This is a genomic window from Amycolatopsis sp. NPDC005003 (assembly GCF_053600695.1).
Window position 1 is genome coordinate 139,065 of the sequence record NZ_JBSGAI010000016.1, and the last position, 16,482, is coordinate 155,546.

Below are 16,482 nucleotides of genomic sequence, written 5' to 3' on the forward strand. Positions count from 1 at the left end.
CCGAGCCCCTAGGAGCGCTGTCCGAATGGCCCCGGGCCCCCCGAATCGTGGGTTCGGGGGCCTGAAGAACTGCGTAGTTGGCCCGAATGGGCTACCGTGCTGGCGATTGCCGATCACGGCGGGATGACGATGGAGCCGGGGCTGGCCAGAAAAGAAAACTGGTGAGTAACCTGTTCGCACTCAGCTCGTTGCACCTGGTTGACGCGGGTTCGTGGGCGCCACCGGCCCACATCCGCCGCCGGCGTGGGTGGCAGGGTGTGGCAGCGGGCGCAATGACGCGGAACAGCTCCTGGAGGTGCGATGGGTGCCGAGGTGGTCATCGAAGGTCTGACGAAGTCCTTCGGTAAGCAGACCATCTGGCGGGACGTCACGTTGACGCTCCCCCCGGGCGAAGTGTCGGCCATGCTCGGCCCGTCAGGGACCGGCAAGTCCGTCTTCCTCAAGTCGATGATCGGGCTGCTGAAGCCCGACCGCGGCCGCTGCGTGATCAACGGTGTCGACATCGTCACCTGCTCCGAGCACAAGCTCTACGAGATCCGGAAGCTCTTCGGCGTCCTCTTCCAGGACGGCGCCCTGTTCGGCTCGATGAACCTCTACGACAACGTCGCCTTCCCGCTGCGCGAGCACACGAAGAAGTCCGAGACGGAAATCCGCCGGATCGTCCTCGAAAAGCTCGACATGACCGGTCTGAACGGCGCCGACAAGAAGCTGCCGGGCGAGATCTCCGGCGGTATGCGCAAGCGTGCAGGCCTGGCCCGCGCCCTCGTGCTGGACCCCGAGATCATCCTGGTCGACGAGCCGGACTCGGGCCTCGACCCGGTCCGCACCACCTACATCTCGCAGCTGTTCCTCGACGTCAACGCTCAGATCGACGCAACGTTCCTGATCGTTACGCACAACATCAACCTGGCCCGCACGGTCCCGGACAACCTGGGCATGCTCTTCCGCAAGGAACTGGTCATGTTCGGCCCGCGCGAGGTGCTGCTGACCAGCGAAGAACCGGTCGTCAAGCAGTTCCTCAACGGCAAGATGCAGGGCCCGATCGGCATGTCCGAGGAGAAGGACTCCGCCACGATGGCCGCCGAGCAGGCGATGTTCGACGCCGGCCACCACGCGGGCGGGGTCGAGGACATCAGCGGGGTGCCGCCGCAGATGCAGACGACGCCGGGCGTGGCCACCCGCATGGGCGCGATCCGCCGCAAGGACCGGGTCATGGAGATCATGCACCGGCTGCCGCCGGCCGCGCAGGAAAGCATCATCGAGTCGCTGAGCCCGGAGGAGCAGCGCCACTACGGCGTGCGGCCCCACCGCGGACAGCCGCAGCAGGTCGGGGCGCGCCCGCAGGGTGACGGCGTCCCGAACCAGCACCACGGGCAGCTGCCCGCCGACCAGGTGGCCCGGATCCCGGGCGGCGGCCAGCCGCCGAGACCCGGCACGCACCGGATGCCACCGCCACGCGACAACGGGCCAGGTGGCAGGTGAGCTCTCCCGCAACACAGGCGAAGATCCCCGGGATCGGCATGCTCCGCGAGACCGGGAACCTGTTCGCTCTCGGCCTGGACATCGTCCGCGGCCTGTTCCAGCGGCCCTTCCAGCTGCGGGAGTTCATCCAGCAGTCCTGGTTCATCGCGAGCGTGACCATCCTGCCGACGGCCCTGGTGGCCATCCCCTTCGGCGCGGTCATCTCGCTGCAGTTCGGTTCGCTCGCCCGCCAGCTGGGCGCGCAGTCCTACACCGGCGCGGGCTCCGTGCTCGCCACCGTGCAGCAGGCCAGTCCGCTGGTCACCGCGCTGCTGGTGGCGGGCGCGGGCGGCTCGGCCGTCTGCGCCGACATCGGCGCCCGGACCATCCGCGAAGAGATCGCCGCGATGGAGGTGCTCGGCGTCTCCGCGGTCCAGCGGCTGATCGTCCCGCGCACCCTCGCCATGATGCTGGTGGCGCTCCTGCTCAACGGCATGGTCAGCGTCATCGGCGTGCTCGGCGGCTACTTCTTCAACGTCGTGCTGCAGGGCGGGACGCCGGGCGCGTACCTGGCGAGCTTCTCCGCCCTCGCGCAGCTTCCCGACCTGTGGGTCGGTGAGATCAAGGCGCTGATCTTCGGGTTCATCGCCGCCGTCGTCGCGTCCTACCGGGGCCTGAACCCCTCCGGCGGCCCGAAGGGCGTCGGGGACGCGGTGAACCAGTCGGTGGTCATCACGTTCCTGCTGCTGTTCGTCGTGAACTTCGTGATCACCCTGATCTACCTGCAGATCGTGCCCGGAAAGCTGGACTAGCGCCATGACGTTCCTCCAGGGCGCGAAACGCGTCGTCAACCGTCCCTTGCAGACGCTGGACACCCTCGGTGACCAGATGTCGTTCTACGGCCGCGCTCTGTTGTGGACGCCGCGGACCATCCGCCGCTACACCAAAGAGGTGCTCCGGCTGCTCGCCGAGGTGAGCTTCGGCTCCGGCTCGCTCGCGGTCATCGGCGGCACGGTCGGCGTGATGGTCGGCCTGACCCTGTTCACCGGTGTCCTCGTCGGCCTCCAGGGCTACTCGGCGCTGAACTCGATCGGGACGTCGGCCTTCACCGGCTTCCTGACGGCGTTCTTCAACACCCGCGAGATCGCGCCGCTGGTCGCCGGGCTGGCCCTGAGCGCCACGGTCGGCGCCGGGTTCACCGCCCAGCTGGGCGCGATGCGGATCTCCGAGGAGATCGACGCCCTCGAGGTCATGGGCGTGCCGAGCCTGCCGTACCTGGTGACGACCCGGATCATCGCCGGGTTCGTCGCGGTCATCCCGCTCTACATCATCGGCCTGCTGAGCTCGTACCTCGCGTCACGGCTGGTCGTCATCTACATCTACAACCAGTCGGCCGGCACCTACGACCACTACTTCGACCTCTTCCTGCCACCACAGGACGTGCTCTATTCGTTCATCAAGGTGCTGCTGTTCAGCGTCCTGATCATCCTGTCGCACTGCTACTTCGGGTACCGGGCCACCGGTGGCCCGGCCGGTGTCGGCGTCGCGGTCGGCAAGGCCGTGCGGCTGTCCATCGTCACGGTGTCGATCATGAACTTCTTCATCGGGTTCGCCATCTGGGGAACCGACGTCACGGTAAGGATCGCGGGATGAGGGTGCTCCGGCGCAGGCTGCTCGGCCTGCTGCTCATCGCCGTGATGGTCGGCGGGGTGGCGCTGTCCATCGCGCTCTACGACAAGGCGTTCACGCCGGTCGTCACGGTCAAGCTGCAGGCCGACAAGATCGGCAACCAGCTGATCAAGCAGTCCGACGTCAAGGTGCGCGGGCTGATCGTCGGCTCGGTGCAGGACATCGTCGCCACCGATCACGGCGCCGAGCTCACGCTCGCGCTCAAGCCCGAGTCGGCGAAGCTGATCCCGGAGAACGTCTCGGCGCGGTTCCTGCCCAAGACGCTCTTCGGCGAGCGGTTCGTCTCGCTGGAGATCCCGAAGGACCCGTCGGCGAAGACCCTCTCCAACGGCGACGTCATCCCGCAGGACCGGACGTCGAACGCGGTCGAGCTGGAGCAGGCGTTCTCCCACCTGATGCCGGTGCTGCAGGCGGTGCAGCCGCAGAAGCTGTCGGCCACGCTCACCGCGATCTCGACGGCGCTGCAGGGCCGCGGCGACCAGCTCGGCGACACGCTCTCGCAGCTGGGCACCTACATCGGCGAGCTGAACCCGCACGAGCCGGAGCTGCAGCACAACCTCAAGGCGCTCGCGGAGTTTTCCGACCACCTGAAGGACGCGGCCCCCGACCTGGTGCAGAGCCTGGACAACCTGAGCACGACGACCCGGACCGTGGTCGACGAGCGGCAGAACCTGTCGAACCTCTACGGCAGCCTGACCCAGGCCTCGGTCGACCTGCAGACGTTCCTGCAGAACAACAAGGACAACATCATCTCCCTCGTCGACACCGCCCGGCCGACGGCCGAACTGCTGGCGAAGTACGCGCCGGAGTACCCCTGCGTGATCTCCCAGATGGCCGCCAACGTGCCGCTGATCGACCAGGCGCTGGGCAAGGGCACCAACCAGCCCGGCCTGCACGCGACCATCGAGATCATCGTGCCGCGCGCGCCGTATGCGGCGGGCAAGGAAGAGCCGCGGTTCGACGACAAGCGCGGCCCGCGCTGCTACGACATCAAGGACATCCCGAAGCCGTTCCCGTCCGAGCCGCCGGACGGCGCGTTCAAGGACGGCACGCTGCACCAGCCGGCGCCGAAGAGCGTCGGCGAGGGCCTCAACCCGGCCAAGTTCAAGGCCGACGCGGCCGGCAACGGCGGCAGCGGCGGTGATCTGGCGTACTCGACGGCGGAGCAGGGCTTCCTGGCCGACCTGCTCGGCCCGCAGCTGGGCATGAACGCCGCCGACGTCCCGGGCTGGAGCGCGCTGCTCGTCGGCCCGCTGTACCGGGGTGCGGAGGTGACGGTCAAGTGAGGGGCCTGCTCGCGCCGCTGATCAAGCTCGGCATCTTCGTGGTCGTCACCGTGCTGTTCACGACGATCCTCGGGATCAGCATCGCCAACATCAACACCACCAGCACCAACGCCTACAAGGCGCGCTTCACCGACGCGACGCTCCTGCTGCCCAACGACGACGTCCGCATCGCCGGCGTCCGGGTCGGGCAGGTCAAGGACGTCAAGATCGTCGACAAGCGCCAGGCCGAGGTCGAGTTCGAAGTGGACTCCGGGCGGACGCTGCCGGCCGGGGTGACCGCGCAGATCAAGTTCCGCAACCTGGTCGGCCAGCGGTACGTCTCGCTCGGCGAGGGCGAAAACGCCGAAGGCAAGACCCTGCAGCCCGGCGGCACCATCCCGCTGGAGCGCACCACGCCGGCGCTGGACCTGACCGAGCTGTTCAACGGCTTCAAGCCGCTGTTCACCGCGCTCAACCCGGAGGACGTCAACAAGCTGTCCTACGAGGTCATCCAGGTCCTGCAGGGCGAGGGCGGCACCGTGGAGAGCCTGCTGTCGCACACGGCGTCGCTGGCCACCACGATCGCCGACAAGGACCAGGTGATCGGCGAGGTCATCGACAACCTCAACTCGGTGCTCGACACGGTCAACGCGCACACCCCGCAGCTCAACGACCTGATCGTCAAGCTGCAGCAGCTGGTGTCCGGGCTGGCCGCCGACCGCAAGCCGATCGGCGACGCGATCGAGAGCCTCGGCAACCTCGCCGAGACGACGTCCGGGCTGCTCGGCGAGGTCCGCGAGCCGCTGAAGAACGACATCAGCGCGCTCGGGAACCTTACGAGTGCACTGAACAAGAACGAGCCGGAGCTGGAGCACTTCATCCAGTTCCTGCCGACCAAGGTGAGCACGCTGACCCGCACCGCGGACTACGGCTCCTGGTTCAACTTCTACGCCTGTGAGTTCTCCGGGAGCGTGAGCTTGCCGCCACTGATCAACGACGTCGCCCTGCCCCTGCTGCCGGCGAACCGGGCGAGGTGCTCCGGATGAAGTCGTTCCAGAAGCGCAACCCCGTGCCGATCGCGCTGGTCGGGATCGTCGTGCTGGCGCTCGGCTTCATCGCCGCGCTCAACTCCGACGACCTGCCGGTGATCGGCGGCGGCACCACCTACAGCGCCGAGTTCAGCGAGGCCTCCGGGCTGCAGAAGGACAACGACGTCCGGATCGCCGGCGTCAAGGTCGGCAAGGTCAGCGACATCGAGCTCGACGGCGCGTCGGTGAAGGTGTCGTTCAAGGTCAAGGACGCCTGGCTGGGCGACCGGACCAGCGCCGCGATCAAGATCAAGACGCTGCTCGGGCAGAAGTACCTGTCGCTGGACCCGCAGGGCGAGGGCGCGCTGAACCCGGGCACCGGCATCCCGCGGGACCGCACGATGGCGCCCTACGACGTGCTCGACGCCTTCCGCGGGCTGTCCCAGACGGTCGACAACATCGACACCAAGCAGCTGGCGCAGAGCTTCGACACGATCTCGCAGACCTTCGCCAACACCCCGCAGGACGTGCGGGGCGCGCTGTCCGGGCTGTCGAAGCTGTCGGACACGATCGCTTCGCGCGACCAGCAGCTGTCGAACCTGCTGGCCAACACCCGCGAGGTGTCGCAGACGCTCGTCGACCGCGACGCCGAGGTGCAGAAGCTGCTGACCGACGGCAACGACCTGCTCGCCGAGCTGGCCAAGCGCGAGGACGCGATCACCGCGCTGCTGACCGGCTCCCGCCAGCTGGCCACCCAGCTGCAGGGCCTGATCGACGACAACGACAAGCAGCTCGACCCGGTGCTGACCCAGCTCGACCAGCTGACGTCGATGCTGCAGCGCAACCAGGACTCCCTGGCCGACGGGCTCAAGAAGTTCGCGCCCTTCATCCGCGTCTTCACCAACACCATCGGCAACGGCCGCTGGTTCGACAACTACATCTGCGGCCTGCTGCTGCCGTCGATGGGCCCGATCAACGAAGAGGGGTGCTACACGAAATGAGTGACACCCGCTCCAGTGCCAGTCCCTTCGGGCAGGCCCTGACCAGGGGCTTCACCATCGCGATCGTGCTCGCGCTCGTCGTCGCCGGCGGGATCTGGTGGACCCTCAAGGACGCCGGCCGCAACCACCTGACCGCGTACTTCGCCGGCGCCGTCGGCCTGTACGAGGGCAACAGCGTGCGGATGCTCGGCGTCGACATGGGCACGGTCACCAAGATCACGCCGATGGGCAACCAGGTGAAGGTCGACTTCGAGTACGACCGCAAGGTGCCCGTCCCGGCCGACGCCAAGGCGCTCATCGTGGCGCCCTCGCTGGTGTCGGACCGGTACGTCCAGCTCGCCCCGGCCTACACCGGCGGCCCGCGGATCTCCGACGGCGCGGTGATCGGCCTCGACCGCACCGAGGTGCCCCTGGAGGTCGACCAGCTGGCCGCCAGCCTGGCCCGGGTCAGCGAGACCCTCGGCCCGAACGGCGCCAACAAGTCCGGATCGCTGTCGAACCTGCTGAACACCGCGGCGGCCAACGTCGACGGCAACGGCCAGGCCCTGCACGACACGATCACCAAGCTCGGCCAGGCGGCCGGCACGCTGTCGGGCAACAAGGACGACCTGTTCGCCACTGTGGAGAACCTCGGCAAGTTCTCGCAGACGCTGGCCGACTCCGACAAGCAGGTGCGCAGCTTCGAAAGCCGGCTCGCCGACGTGAGCGGCTACCTGGCGTCCGAAAAGGACAATCTGGCCGCGACCGTGCAGCAGCTGGGCACCACGCTCACCGCGGTGCAGGCGTTCATCGACCAGAACCACGACCGGCTGAAGTCCAATGTGGACAAGCTGGCCGGTATCACGAAGGTGCTCGTCGACCAGCGCAGCTCGCTCGCCGAGATCCTGGACGTCGCCCCGGTCGGCCTGAGCAACCTGGTCAACACCTACAACGGCGCCTCCGGCACGCTCGACGCCCGGCCGAACCTCAACGAGCTGACCCAGCCGCCGCTGGTGATGATCTGCCGGCTGCTCAAGCAGGTCGGCACCAAGGGCATCCCGGACGTGCTCGGCAACGCCTGCGAGAGCATCGCCGGCGTGGTCGACAAGGTGATCCCGCTGCCGTCCGTGGCGCAGACCGTGCAGGCCCTGCAGTCCGGCCAGCTGCCGCCGCTGCCCCTGCCCGTCGCCGGGCAGCTCTACGGAGGTGGCCAGTGAAGAAGCTACTGACCGTCGGGACACTGGTCACGGCGTCCGCGCTGGTGCTCTCCGGGTGTGCCTTCAAGGGCATCTACGACCTGCCGCTGCCCGGTGGCGCCGACCTCGGCGACCACCCGTACACGGTGAACGTCGAGTTCCGGGACGTGCTCGACCTGACCCCCCAGGCCGGGGTGAAGGTCGACGAGGTGCCGGTCGGCCGGGTCGAGAACGTCGGGCTCACCAAGGACGGCTGGCACGCGCTCGTGACGCTGCGGGTCAACGGCGACATCAAGCTGCCCGCCAACGCGATCGCCAACGTCAAGCAGTCCAGCCTGCTCGGCGAGAAGTACGTCGAGCTGGCCTCGCCCGGCGCCGACCAGGCCCAGGGCAAGCTCGCGGACAACGCCACCATCCCGCTGGCGCGCACCAACCGCAGCGTCGAGGTCGAAGAGCTGCTCGGGGCGCTGTCGCTGCTGCTCAACGGCGGTGGCGTCGACCAGCTCAACACCATCACCAAGGAGCTCAACAACGCCACGTCCGGCCGCGAGCCGGACATCAAGGCGCTGCTGGACAACGCGAACCAGCTGGTGACGAACCTCGACAAGCAGTCGAAGAACATCACCCGGGCCATCGACGGGCTCAACCGGCTCTCCTCGACCCTGAACGACCAGAAGGACAAGCTGGTCGGCGCGGTCGACAACCTCGGGCCCGGGCTCGGCGTGCTGGAGCAGCAGCGCGGCCAGCTGGTCACCATGCTGCAGGCGCTGGACAACCTCTCCGGCGTCGCCACCGACACGGTGAACAAGTCGCAGAAGGACCTCGTCGCCGACCTGAAGGCGCTGACGCCGACGTTGCAGAAGCTCGGCGAGGCGGGCAACGATCTGCCGAAGGCGCTGGAGATCCTGCTGACGTTCCCGTTCAGCGACCAGGCCGTCAACGGCGTCAAGGGCGACTACTTCAACCTGTTCGCGAAGGTGGACCTGAACCTGAAGACCATCGTCGAGAACCTGGGCAACAGCCGGCAGAACGCGCTGGCCGGGCAGCTGCCGCTGGCCGGCCTGACCGGCGGGGTCCAGGGCACGCCGGCCAACCAGCCGCCACCGCTGCCGATCCCCGGCGCCGGGCAGCAGTCCGCGCAGTCCAAGCCGGGCCTGGGCAACCTCTTCGGGCTCCTGTCGGGAGGTGCGGGCTGATGCTGATCCGCCGGACGAAGATCCAGCTGATCGCCTTCGTGGTGATCTCCGTCGTCGCGATCGTCTACGCGCTGGTCCGGTTCGCCGGGCTCGGCAGCGTGTTCGGCAACGACGGCTACACGGTGAAGCTCCAGCTCAACGAGTCGGGCGGCATCTTCACCAACGCCGAAGTCACCTACCGCGGCTACAACATCGGCCGGGTCGGCGAGATGCGGCTGACGCCGACCGGGCTCGAGGCCGACCTGAACATCGACCCGTCGGCCCCGAAGGTGCCCGCGGACCTCGACGCCGTCGTCGCCAACCGGTCGGCGGTCGGCGAGCAGTACGTCGACCTGCGGCCCAAGGCCGACCAGGGCCCGTACCTCGCCGGTGGCTCGGTGATCCCGGCGAACAAGACGACCACCCCGGTCAGCACCGACCGGCTGATCGGCGACCTCGATTCGCTCGCCGCGTCGGTCCCGGTCGACTCGCTGCGCACGGTCGTCGACGAGTCCTACGACGCCTTCCGCGGCACCGGCGGCGACCTGCAGAAGCTGCTGGACACCGCGCGCAGCTTCACCGCCACCGCGCAGCAGTACCTGCCGCAGACGATCCAGCTGCTGGACGCCGGCGGCCAGGTGCTGGACACGCAGAACGCCGAGGCGAAGAACTTCGCCTCGTTCAGCAAGAGCCTCAACGAGCTCACCGGCACGCTGAAGAACTCCGACGGCGACCTGCGCAAGCTCATCGGCATCACGCCGCAGGTGGCCGCGCAGGTCAGCCAGGTGCTGCAGGAGTCCGGCCCCGGCCTCGGCGCGCTGACGGCGAACCTGCTCACCACGGCCAACCTGACCGTGACCCGCCTCGACGGCATCGAGCAGGGCCTGGTCACGTACCCGGCGCTGGCCGGTGCGGCGAGCAGCGTGGCGCCCGGCGACGGCACCGCGCACCTCGGTCTGGTGCTCAACCTGTTCAACCCGCCTTCCTGCACCAAGGGGTACCTGCCGTACTCGCAGTACCGCACCGGCAACGACCTCTCGGCGAAGCCGGCGAAGGAAGACGCGTACTGTGCCGAACCGAAGGGCAGCCCGATCAACGTCCGCGGTTCGCAGAACGCGCCGTACGGCGGGGTGCCGGTCGCGCCGTCCGACAGCGACGTCGCGGCCAACCAGAACCGGCCGGCCGAAGAGCTGGCCGAGGAGCGGGACACCCGGGGCGTTCCGGGCATCGTCGGCAGCCCCGGCGTCAGCCTCAACAGCCTGGGCTCGCTGCTCGGCCTGACCTGACGTCGATTTGATGACCGTTACCTACTCTGGAGTGTCATGAGCACGGACGAGCCGGCCGCCACGACGGTCGAGGAGGAGTCCTCCGCGACACCGTCGAAGGACCCTTCGCGGATCCTGGTGCTCGGCGCCGGGGCGCTGGCGCTGGCCGCCCTGATCGCGGCGGCGATCTTCGGCATCCAGTGGTGGGTGGCCGAGAACGACGACAACGCCGCACTGGCGGCCTCTCGCGAGGCCGTCGTCAAGGCGGGCACCAACGCGCTGAAGGCGTACACCGAGGTCGACTACACCGACCTCGACGGCTTCTTCGCCCGGCAGAAGGCCGTGTCGGACGACAAGATGGCGCAGCAGATCGACCAGTCGGCGCCGACGTTCCGCAAGGCACTCTCCGACGCCAAGACGAAGGTCACCACCGACGTCCAGGACATCGCCGTCGAGGAGCTCGACGACCACGAAGGCAAGGCCAGCTTCCTCGCCGCGATCGCCACCACCGTGACGCAGGGGGACAAGAGCAGCGCGAAGCCGTTGCGCCTCGAAGTGTCGATGACCAGGGTGGGCGATGATTGGAAGCTGTCCGGCATCGACAGCGTCCCGCTCGTCGCGGCCGGCCAGTAGCGTCACCCGTAAGGAGCCTGTAGTGCCCCCCTCCCGCCGCCAGCCGCCGCGCAGCACTCCGACGCCGTCGCGGCGTCCCCGCGTGGCCGGGCTGCGCAAGCCGTCGACGGACGAGTCCGCCGCCGAGCGGACCGGTCAGCTGCCCGCCGTCCCCGCCAAGCCGCGGCCCCGCCCGCGCCCGGTGCCGCGCCCGGAGCCGCGGCCGGTCGACGAGCCCGCGTCCGGGCAGCTCGACACCTCCCCGGCCGAAGACACGCAGGTGTTCGAGGCGGTCGAGACGGAGGAGCCGCGGGTCGACGCGCTCACCGGTGAGCCGTCGGTCGAGGAGGAAGCGGCTCCCGAACGGCCGGCGCCGCGGCGGAAGAAGCGGGACACCGGGATCGCGAAGCCGACCGAGGAAGCCGAAGTCCCGGTCACCGACGACGAGCCCGCCGCGGCGGCCGGCTCGAAGGTGCCGCGGCCGTACCTGGTGGCGGGTGCGCTGGTGCTGGCCGCGCTGATCCTGGGCGGGCTGGCGTTCTGGTTCAAGTCCGAAGAGGTCAAGGTCTCCTCGGCGACGAGCAACACGGCGCTGCTGGACGTCGCGAAGACCGCGCAGGTCAAGGACGCGGTGTCGAAGGCGGCCGAGGCGCTGTTCTCCTACGACTTCAACAACATCAAGAAGACCGAGGACGCGGCGAACGACCTGCTCGCCAACGACGACGTCAAGAACAAGTACAACTCGCTGATGGGCGAGGTGAAGCGGCTGGCCCCGCAGCAGAAGATGATCGTGACGTGCAAGGTGACGCGCGCCGCGGTGATCATGCTGAACGGCGACCTGGCGAAGGTGATGGTCTTCGTCGACCAGACCTCGACCCGCACCGACACGAAGAAGACGACCGCGGGCACGGCCCAGCTCCACCTGAACGCCCAGCTGCAGGGCGACAAGTGGAAGATCACCGACATGGACACCTACAACGCGCCGAAGGTTCCGGCCGCGTCGCAGGCCCCCTCGTCGGCACCGGCTTCCCCCTCGCCGACGAAGTAGCCGAGCGCCGCAGTTTCCTGTGAAAGTGCGGCTCCGGTGGCCGGGGCTCAGCTCTTGCGCAGCGTGAAGCGCGCCTTGCGGGCTTGCTTGGCGAGCTTGGCGTCCGGGTGCTCCTGCGCGATCACGTCCAGCAGGCGGAGCCGGGCCGGATGGTCCGCCGCGGCGATCACCCCGACCACGGCGAACGGGTCGTCCAACGCTGCCAGCTCTTCGAACAGCGCCCCCAGCTCGTCCATGGCCGCGAGGTGATCGGTCATGCCCAGGCACATCTCTTCTTCGGTGAGCGTTTCGGCCGCCGTGTCGCCGCGTTCGACCAGCCAAGCGGCCGTGACCGCACCCGCGATGCCACCCCGCTCGCGGAGGGTTCGGGCCGCGGCCAGGCCCGCGTCACCGCACTCGCCCAACGCCAGCAGCCCGAACAGGCGGAGCGCCGGTTCGTCCGTTTCCCGGATGAAGTCCGCGGCGTCCGCGGCGGCGCCGGCCGGGGACCGGTGGGCCGCCCAGGCGGCCACTTCGGCTTGGGCGATCTCCGGTGACGCGTCCGCGACGTGAGCGCAGAGAATGTCGAGCGTGGCCGTCGCCAGCTCGCCGACGACCGGCGCGTCGACACCTTCGGCACGAAGCATCCGGTTCAGCGTCCACAGGCCGAGGGGAGTCAAGCGCACGAGCGTCGGGTCGGGTGCGGGACGGCCGGTGAGCTCGGAGATCTCGGCCAGTTCCGCCTCGTCGGCCGTGCTCCGCTCGATCGCGCCGAGGCGGTCCAGCGCGTCCAGCGTCACCCGGAGGCCGTGGCGCCACTGCGAGTCGCCGCGAACCTCGAGTCCCGCGAACATGGACGGCATTTCGTCGGCGATCCCGTACAGCAGTTCCAGGGGCAGCGGTGTGCCGCCCGCGGAGTACAGCGTCATCTGCAGCCCGCCGAGGAAGTCCCCGAACAGCATCCCGAACTCGAACGGCACCTCGTCGTCTTCGACGGCGATGCCGTAGCCGGCCTCACCGAGTGCTTCGAACGCCCGCTCCCACAGCTCCAGCGGCTGCTCGAGCAGCTTCGCGTTCTTCTTCACCGGCACGTGCGTGCCCTTCAGGACCCGGATGAGCCCGCATGCTTCGGCCCAGCGAGGCAGCAGTGTGCGGCCAGGCTCCGAGGTGCCGTCCAGTTCGGCCACGTACCGCCGCAGGTCAGCCAGGAGGGGGCTGCGTTCGGCGGCGGCCTGCGCGTCGGCGGCAGAGGGCAGTTGCACGGGGGGCAGGGCGGGAAGGTCGGCTTCGAGTTCGCATGCCTCGCACATGCCGGCCAGTGTGGCAGCCCGAACTACCCACGTTGGTAATGGCTCCTGCCGCACGCGTGGGTGAGTCTCGGTACGTGAAGACATCGCGGCCGCTCGAGGTGGCTCTGATCGGTGCGGGGCTGATCGCCCGGCTGCACCTGGAATCGTGGCTCGGCGCCGGCGCCGTCGTGCGGGTGTACTCCGACGACGGCCGGGCCGCCGACCTGGCGAAGGAGTTCGGCGCGAAGGCCGCCGGCTCACTGGCGGAGGCGCTCGACGGTGCCGACGCCGTCGACATCTGCACGCCGACCGCGAGCCACCACGAGATCGCCATGACCGCCATCGCCGCCGGTATCGGTGTCGTGTGCGAGAAGCCCCTGGCCGCCAGCGCCGAAGAGGCCGAAGAGATCGTCGCCGCCGCCGAAAAGGCAGGCGTGCGGCTCTACGCCGCCCACGACGTCCGGTTCGCCGCGCCCTACGCCCGGCTCCACGAGCTCGTCGCGAGCGGGCGGCTGGGCGAGGGCGCGATCGGCCGGTTCTCCTTCTCCGCCTACCACCCGCGGCCCTGGACCGGGACCGCTTCCGCGCGGTCCGGCGGGATCCTCACCGACCAGCTGCTGCACGGCGCCGACCTCGCGCACTGGGTCTTCGGCGACGTCGTCCGCGTGTACGCCTGCTACCAGGGCGAAATCGCCACCCCGGCACCCGAAGGCGCCGTCGCGACCGGGACCGCCGTGCTCACCCACGCCAGTGGGGCGATCAGCCAGGTCGTGAGCCGGTGGACGGCGACGCCGCGGCCGCCGGTGCGAGTGGCCTTCCACGTGTCGGGGACCGGCGGGACGGTGAGCTACGACTCCGAGTGGCCACAGGAGGTCCGGGTGGTCGACGGCGGGGCCGAGAACTTCGGTTACGGCGGGCCGTCGGTGTTCGCCACCGAAATGCGGGAGTTCGCGACGGCGTTCGCGGGCGGGCCCGAACCGCGGATCGGGGCGGAGGACGCGCTGGCCGCCGTGCGGATCATCCACGCCGCCGCCGAGTCCGCGTGGACCGGGCGGGCCGTCGAACTGCCGGTGAGGGGAGCAGCGTGAAGGTCGCCATCCTGTCGTCCGCGCCCGAAAACCACGTCAAGGTGCTGCGCGGCGTGCCGGACGTCGAAGTCGTCGCCACGGCGGGCTGGGACGCGTTCGAGCCGGTCCGGCAGGCCGCCGAGGCCGGCGCGCGCGTGCTGTGCGAACACCCGTCCGCGGCCAAGGAAACCGACCTGGCAGCCCTGGTCGACGCCGGTGGCGACCGGCTCACCTTCGCCTCCCCGGCCTGCCACGGCGAGGCGTTCGCGGTGGTGCGCAGGGGAATCGCCGACGGCGGTATCGGTGAGCTGACGACCGTTCTCGGCTCGGTGACCACGACCGCGGACGCGGTGCTGGGTGCCACCGGGCCGTACCTGCTCGACCTGGCGGACGCCGTCCTCGGTGGTGAGCCCGCGCGGCAGGTGTACGCCCAGACCAACATCGTCCTCAGTGGACGGACCGGGGAAAGCGCGGCGGTGCTCACCGTGCGGTACCGCAGCGGTAAGGTCGCGTCGTTCGACTGCCGCCGCAACGGTTCCGCCACGGGGCGGCCGGCCGTCACCTTCATCGGGGACAAGGGGAGCGTCCAGTACGACGCCGGTCCGCGGCTGCTCGGCGGCGAGCGGCCCGAACCGGGTGGCGAAGACCTGCATGCCCTGATGCTCCAGGACTTCCTCCGCGGCGAGGGGGCCGGGCCGGACGGCCGGGCCGCGCTGCGGACGTTCCGGATCATCCAGGCGGCCTACGAATCGGCGCACACCGGGCAGCCCGTCGACCTCCCTTCCGACATCTGACGGATTCCGAACCGTAGGGGCTTTCTCCTGTGCCACAGGGGAAAGCCCCCTTTTGTGTTGCCCGTGTGTGGTGCGTGGGGCTCTACCAGAGTGAGGGATGTCGCCTTGCGGTGGCTCACCTAGCCTGAATCGAGACCGAAAAAACTGTTCTGCGCTGGGAGATCCCCGAAACAGGTGGAGGCCGCGATGAGTGTTACGCAGGTGAAAATCGCGTTGGACGGCGGGCCGGCCGAACTGGCGTTGGCGCACCGCAGCGTCGACGCCGCCGCGCTGGAGAACACGCTCAAGATCCGCCACGGGGCCGGCTACGAGCATTTCGTGCACGGCGGGGAGTTCCAGGCCGCCGACGGCGGCGACATCGCCGTGTTCCGGTGGTCGCACCGCACGAAGATCGCCGAATAAAAGCTCTCCCACGGGAAAGGTTTCCATGACCGACGCAATTTCGTTCGAGGTGCCGTGGGATCGGACCGACAAGTTCGACCCGCCCGCGGTGTTCGACTCTCTGCGCGAAGAACGTCCGCTCGCGAAGATGGTTTACCCGGATGGGCACGTCGGCTGGATCGTTTCCGGCTACGACCTGGTCCGCGAGGTGCTCAGCGACCCGCGGTTCAGCCACAGCTGCGAAATCGGCCACTTCCCGGTGACCCACCAGGGCCAGGTCATCCCGACCCACCCGCTGATCCCCGGCATGTTCATCCACATGGACCCGCCCGGGCACACGCGCTACCGCAAGCTGCTGACGGGCGAGTTCACCGTCCGCCGCACCAGCAGGCTGATCCCGCGCGTCGAGGCCGTGGCCGCCGAGCAGATCGAGGTCATGCGGGCCAAGGGGGACACCGCCGACGTCGTCGCGGACTTCGCCAAGCCGCTCGTGCTGCGGATGCTGGGCGAGCTCGTCGGCCTGCCCTATGAGGAACGCGACCGGTACGTGCCCGCGGTGACCCTCCTGCACGACGCGGAAGCGGACCCGGCCGAGGCCGCGGTCGCGTACGAGCTGGCCGGGAAGTTCTTCGACGAGGTCATCGAGCGGCGGCGCGAGCAGCCCCGGGACGACCTCATCAGCTCGCTGGTGAACGAAGACCTGACCCAGGAGGAGCTGCGCAACATCGTCACCCTGCTGCTGTTCGCCGGGTACGAGACCACCGAAGGCGCGCTCGCCACCGGCGTCTTCGCGCTGCTGCACCACACCGATCAGCTGGCGAAGCTGCGGGCGGCACCGGAGAAGCTCGACGCCGCGATCGAGGAGCTGCTGCGCTACCTGACCGTCAACCAGTACCACACCTACCGCACCGCGCTGGAAGACATCAAACTCGAGGGCGAGCTGATCAAGCAGGGCGACACGGTGACGGTGTCGCTGCCCGCGGCCAACCGCGACCCGGTCAAGTTCGGCTGCCCCGCCGAGCTGGACATCGAGCGCGACACCGCCGGGCACGTCGCGTTCGGCTTCGGCATCCACCAGTGCCTCGGCCAGAACCTGGCGCGCATCGAGCTGCGCGCCGGCTTCACCGCGCTCCTGCGGGCGTTCCCCGGCCTGCGCCTGGCCGTCCCGGCCGACGAGGTTCCGCTGCGGCTGAAGGGTTCCGTCTTCTCGGTGAAGGAGCTCCCCGTCTCCTGGTGAGCGGTCTTCCCCTCGA

The 16,482-nt window shown here is 69.2% G+C and carries 16 protein-coding genes; 15 read left to right on the forward strand and 1 reads right to left on the reverse strand.

Features of this window, described 5'->3' with window-relative positions:
- Positions 1 to 300: 300 nt before the first annotated feature.
- The 11 genes from ACWED2_RS20570 to ACWED2_RS20620 all read left to right on the forward strand — a co-directional run bounded on the left by ACWED2_RS20570 (position 301) and on the right by ACWED2_RS20620 (position 11,719).
- Complete coding sequence (locus tag ACWED2_RS20570; protein WP_449692072.1) at positions 301 to 1,482, forward strand: ABC transporter ATP-binding protein; 1,182 nt, start codon at positions 301 to 303, stop codon at positions 1,480 to 1,482.
- Positions 1,483 to 1,520: 38 nt separating this feature from the next.
- Positions 1,521 to 2,273: an MlaE family ABC transporter permease gene (locus ACWED2_RS20575; protein WP_003060268.1), complete on the forward strand. Its 753-nt coding sequence runs from the start codon at positions 1,521 to 1,523 to the stop codon at positions 2,271 to 2,273.
- A 4-nt stretch (positions 2,274 to 2,277) separates the two neighbouring features.
- On the forward strand, positions 2,278 to 3,114 hold the full coding sequence (locus ACWED2_RS20580; RefSeq protein WP_091303985.1) for an MlaE family ABC transporter permease: 837 nt from the start codon (positions 2,278 to 2,280) through the stop codon (positions 3,112 to 3,114).
- Entirely contained in the window at positions 3,111 to 4,436 is a 1,326-nt protein-coding gene (locus ACWED2_RS20585) for an MCE family protein (protein ID WP_449692073.1), read from the forward strand. The genes ACWED2_RS20580 and ACWED2_RS20585 overlap by 4 nt, the downstream gene beginning before the upstream one ends.
- Positions 4,433 to 5,461 (forward strand): MCE family protein, encoded by a 1,029-nt coding sequence (locus ACWED2_RS20590; RefSeq protein ID WP_449692074.1) that lies wholly within the window; start codon positions 4,433 to 4,435, stop codon positions 5,459 to 5,461. The genes ACWED2_RS20585 and ACWED2_RS20590 overlap by 4 nt, the downstream gene beginning before the upstream one ends.
- Positions 5,458 to 6,444, forward strand: coding sequence for an MCE family protein (locus ACWED2_RS20595; RefSeq protein WP_449692075.1), 987 nt, complete (start codon positions 5,458 to 5,460; stop codon positions 6,442 to 6,444). The genes ACWED2_RS20590 and ACWED2_RS20595 overlap by 4 nt, the downstream gene beginning before the upstream one ends.
- Positions 6,441 to 7,640, forward strand: coding sequence for an MCE family protein (locus ACWED2_RS20600; RefSeq protein WP_449692076.1), 1,200 nt, complete (start codon positions 6,441 to 6,443; stop codon positions 7,638 to 7,640). Before ACWED2_RS20595 ends, ACWED2_RS20600 begins: the two co-directional genes overlap by 4 nt.
- Entirely contained in the window at positions 7,637 to 8,815 is a 1,179-nt protein-coding gene (locus tag ACWED2_RS20605) for an MCE family protein (RefSeq protein WP_449692077.1), read from the forward strand. Before ACWED2_RS20600 ends, ACWED2_RS20605 begins: the two co-directional genes overlap by 4 nt.
- A complete protein-coding gene (locus ACWED2_RS20610; protein ID WP_449692078.1) occupies positions 8,815 to 10,080 on the forward strand; it encodes an MCE family protein in 1,266 nt (421 codons plus the stop codon). Before ACWED2_RS20605 ends, ACWED2_RS20610 begins: the two co-directional genes overlap by 1 nt.
- Positions 10,081 to 10,116: 36 nt before the next feature.
- Positions 10,117 to 10,692, forward strand: a complete 576-nt coding sequence (locus ACWED2_RS20615; protein WP_449692079.1) for a hypothetical protein — start codon at positions 10,117 to 10,119, stop codon at positions 10,690 to 10,692.
- Positions 10,693 to 10,774: 82 nt separating this feature from the next.
- A complete protein-coding gene (locus tag ACWED2_RS20620) occupies positions 10,775 to 11,719 on the forward strand; it encodes a hypothetical protein (protein WP_449692094.1) in 945 nt (314 codons plus the stop codon).
- A gap of 47 nt (positions 11,720 to 11,766) precedes the next feature.
- Here ACWED2_RS20620 and ACWED2_RS20625 read toward each other — a convergent pair whose 3' ends face one another.
- Entirely contained in the window at positions 11,767 to 12,960 is a 1,194-nt protein-coding gene (locus ACWED2_RS20625; protein WP_449692080.1) for a hypothetical protein, read from the reverse strand.
- A gap of 122 nt (positions 12,961 to 13,082) precedes the next feature.
- On the opposite strand from ACWED2_RS20625, the gene ACWED2_RS20630 reads away from it, so the two are divergent.
- The 4 genes from ACWED2_RS20630 to ACWED2_RS20645 all read left to right on the forward strand — a co-directional run bounded on the left by ACWED2_RS20630 (position 13,083) and on the right by ACWED2_RS20645 (position 16,466).
- Entirely contained in the window at positions 13,083 to 14,075 is a 993-nt protein-coding gene (locus ACWED2_RS20630) for a Gfo/Idh/MocA family protein (protein ID WP_449692081.1), read from the forward strand.
- On the forward strand, positions 14,072 to 14,848 hold the full coding sequence (locus ACWED2_RS20635; RefSeq protein ID WP_449692082.1) for a Gfo/Idh/MocA family protein: 777 nt from the start codon (positions 14,072 to 14,074) through the stop codon (positions 14,846 to 14,848). Before ACWED2_RS20630 ends, ACWED2_RS20635 begins: the two co-directional genes overlap by 4 nt.
- Positions 14,849 to 15,034: 186 nt before the next feature.
- A complete protein-coding gene (locus ACWED2_RS20640; RefSeq protein WP_449692083.1) occupies positions 15,035 to 15,250 on the forward strand; it encodes a DUF5988 family protein in 216 nt (71 codons plus the stop codon).
- Positions 15,251 to 15,275: 25 nt separating this feature from the next.
- Positions 15,276 to 16,466, forward strand: a complete 1,191-nt coding sequence (locus tag ACWED2_RS20645) for a cytochrome P450 (protein WP_449692084.1) — start codon at positions 15,276 to 15,278, stop codon at positions 16,464 to 16,466.
- Positions 16,467 to 16,482 lie beyond the last annotated feature (16 nt).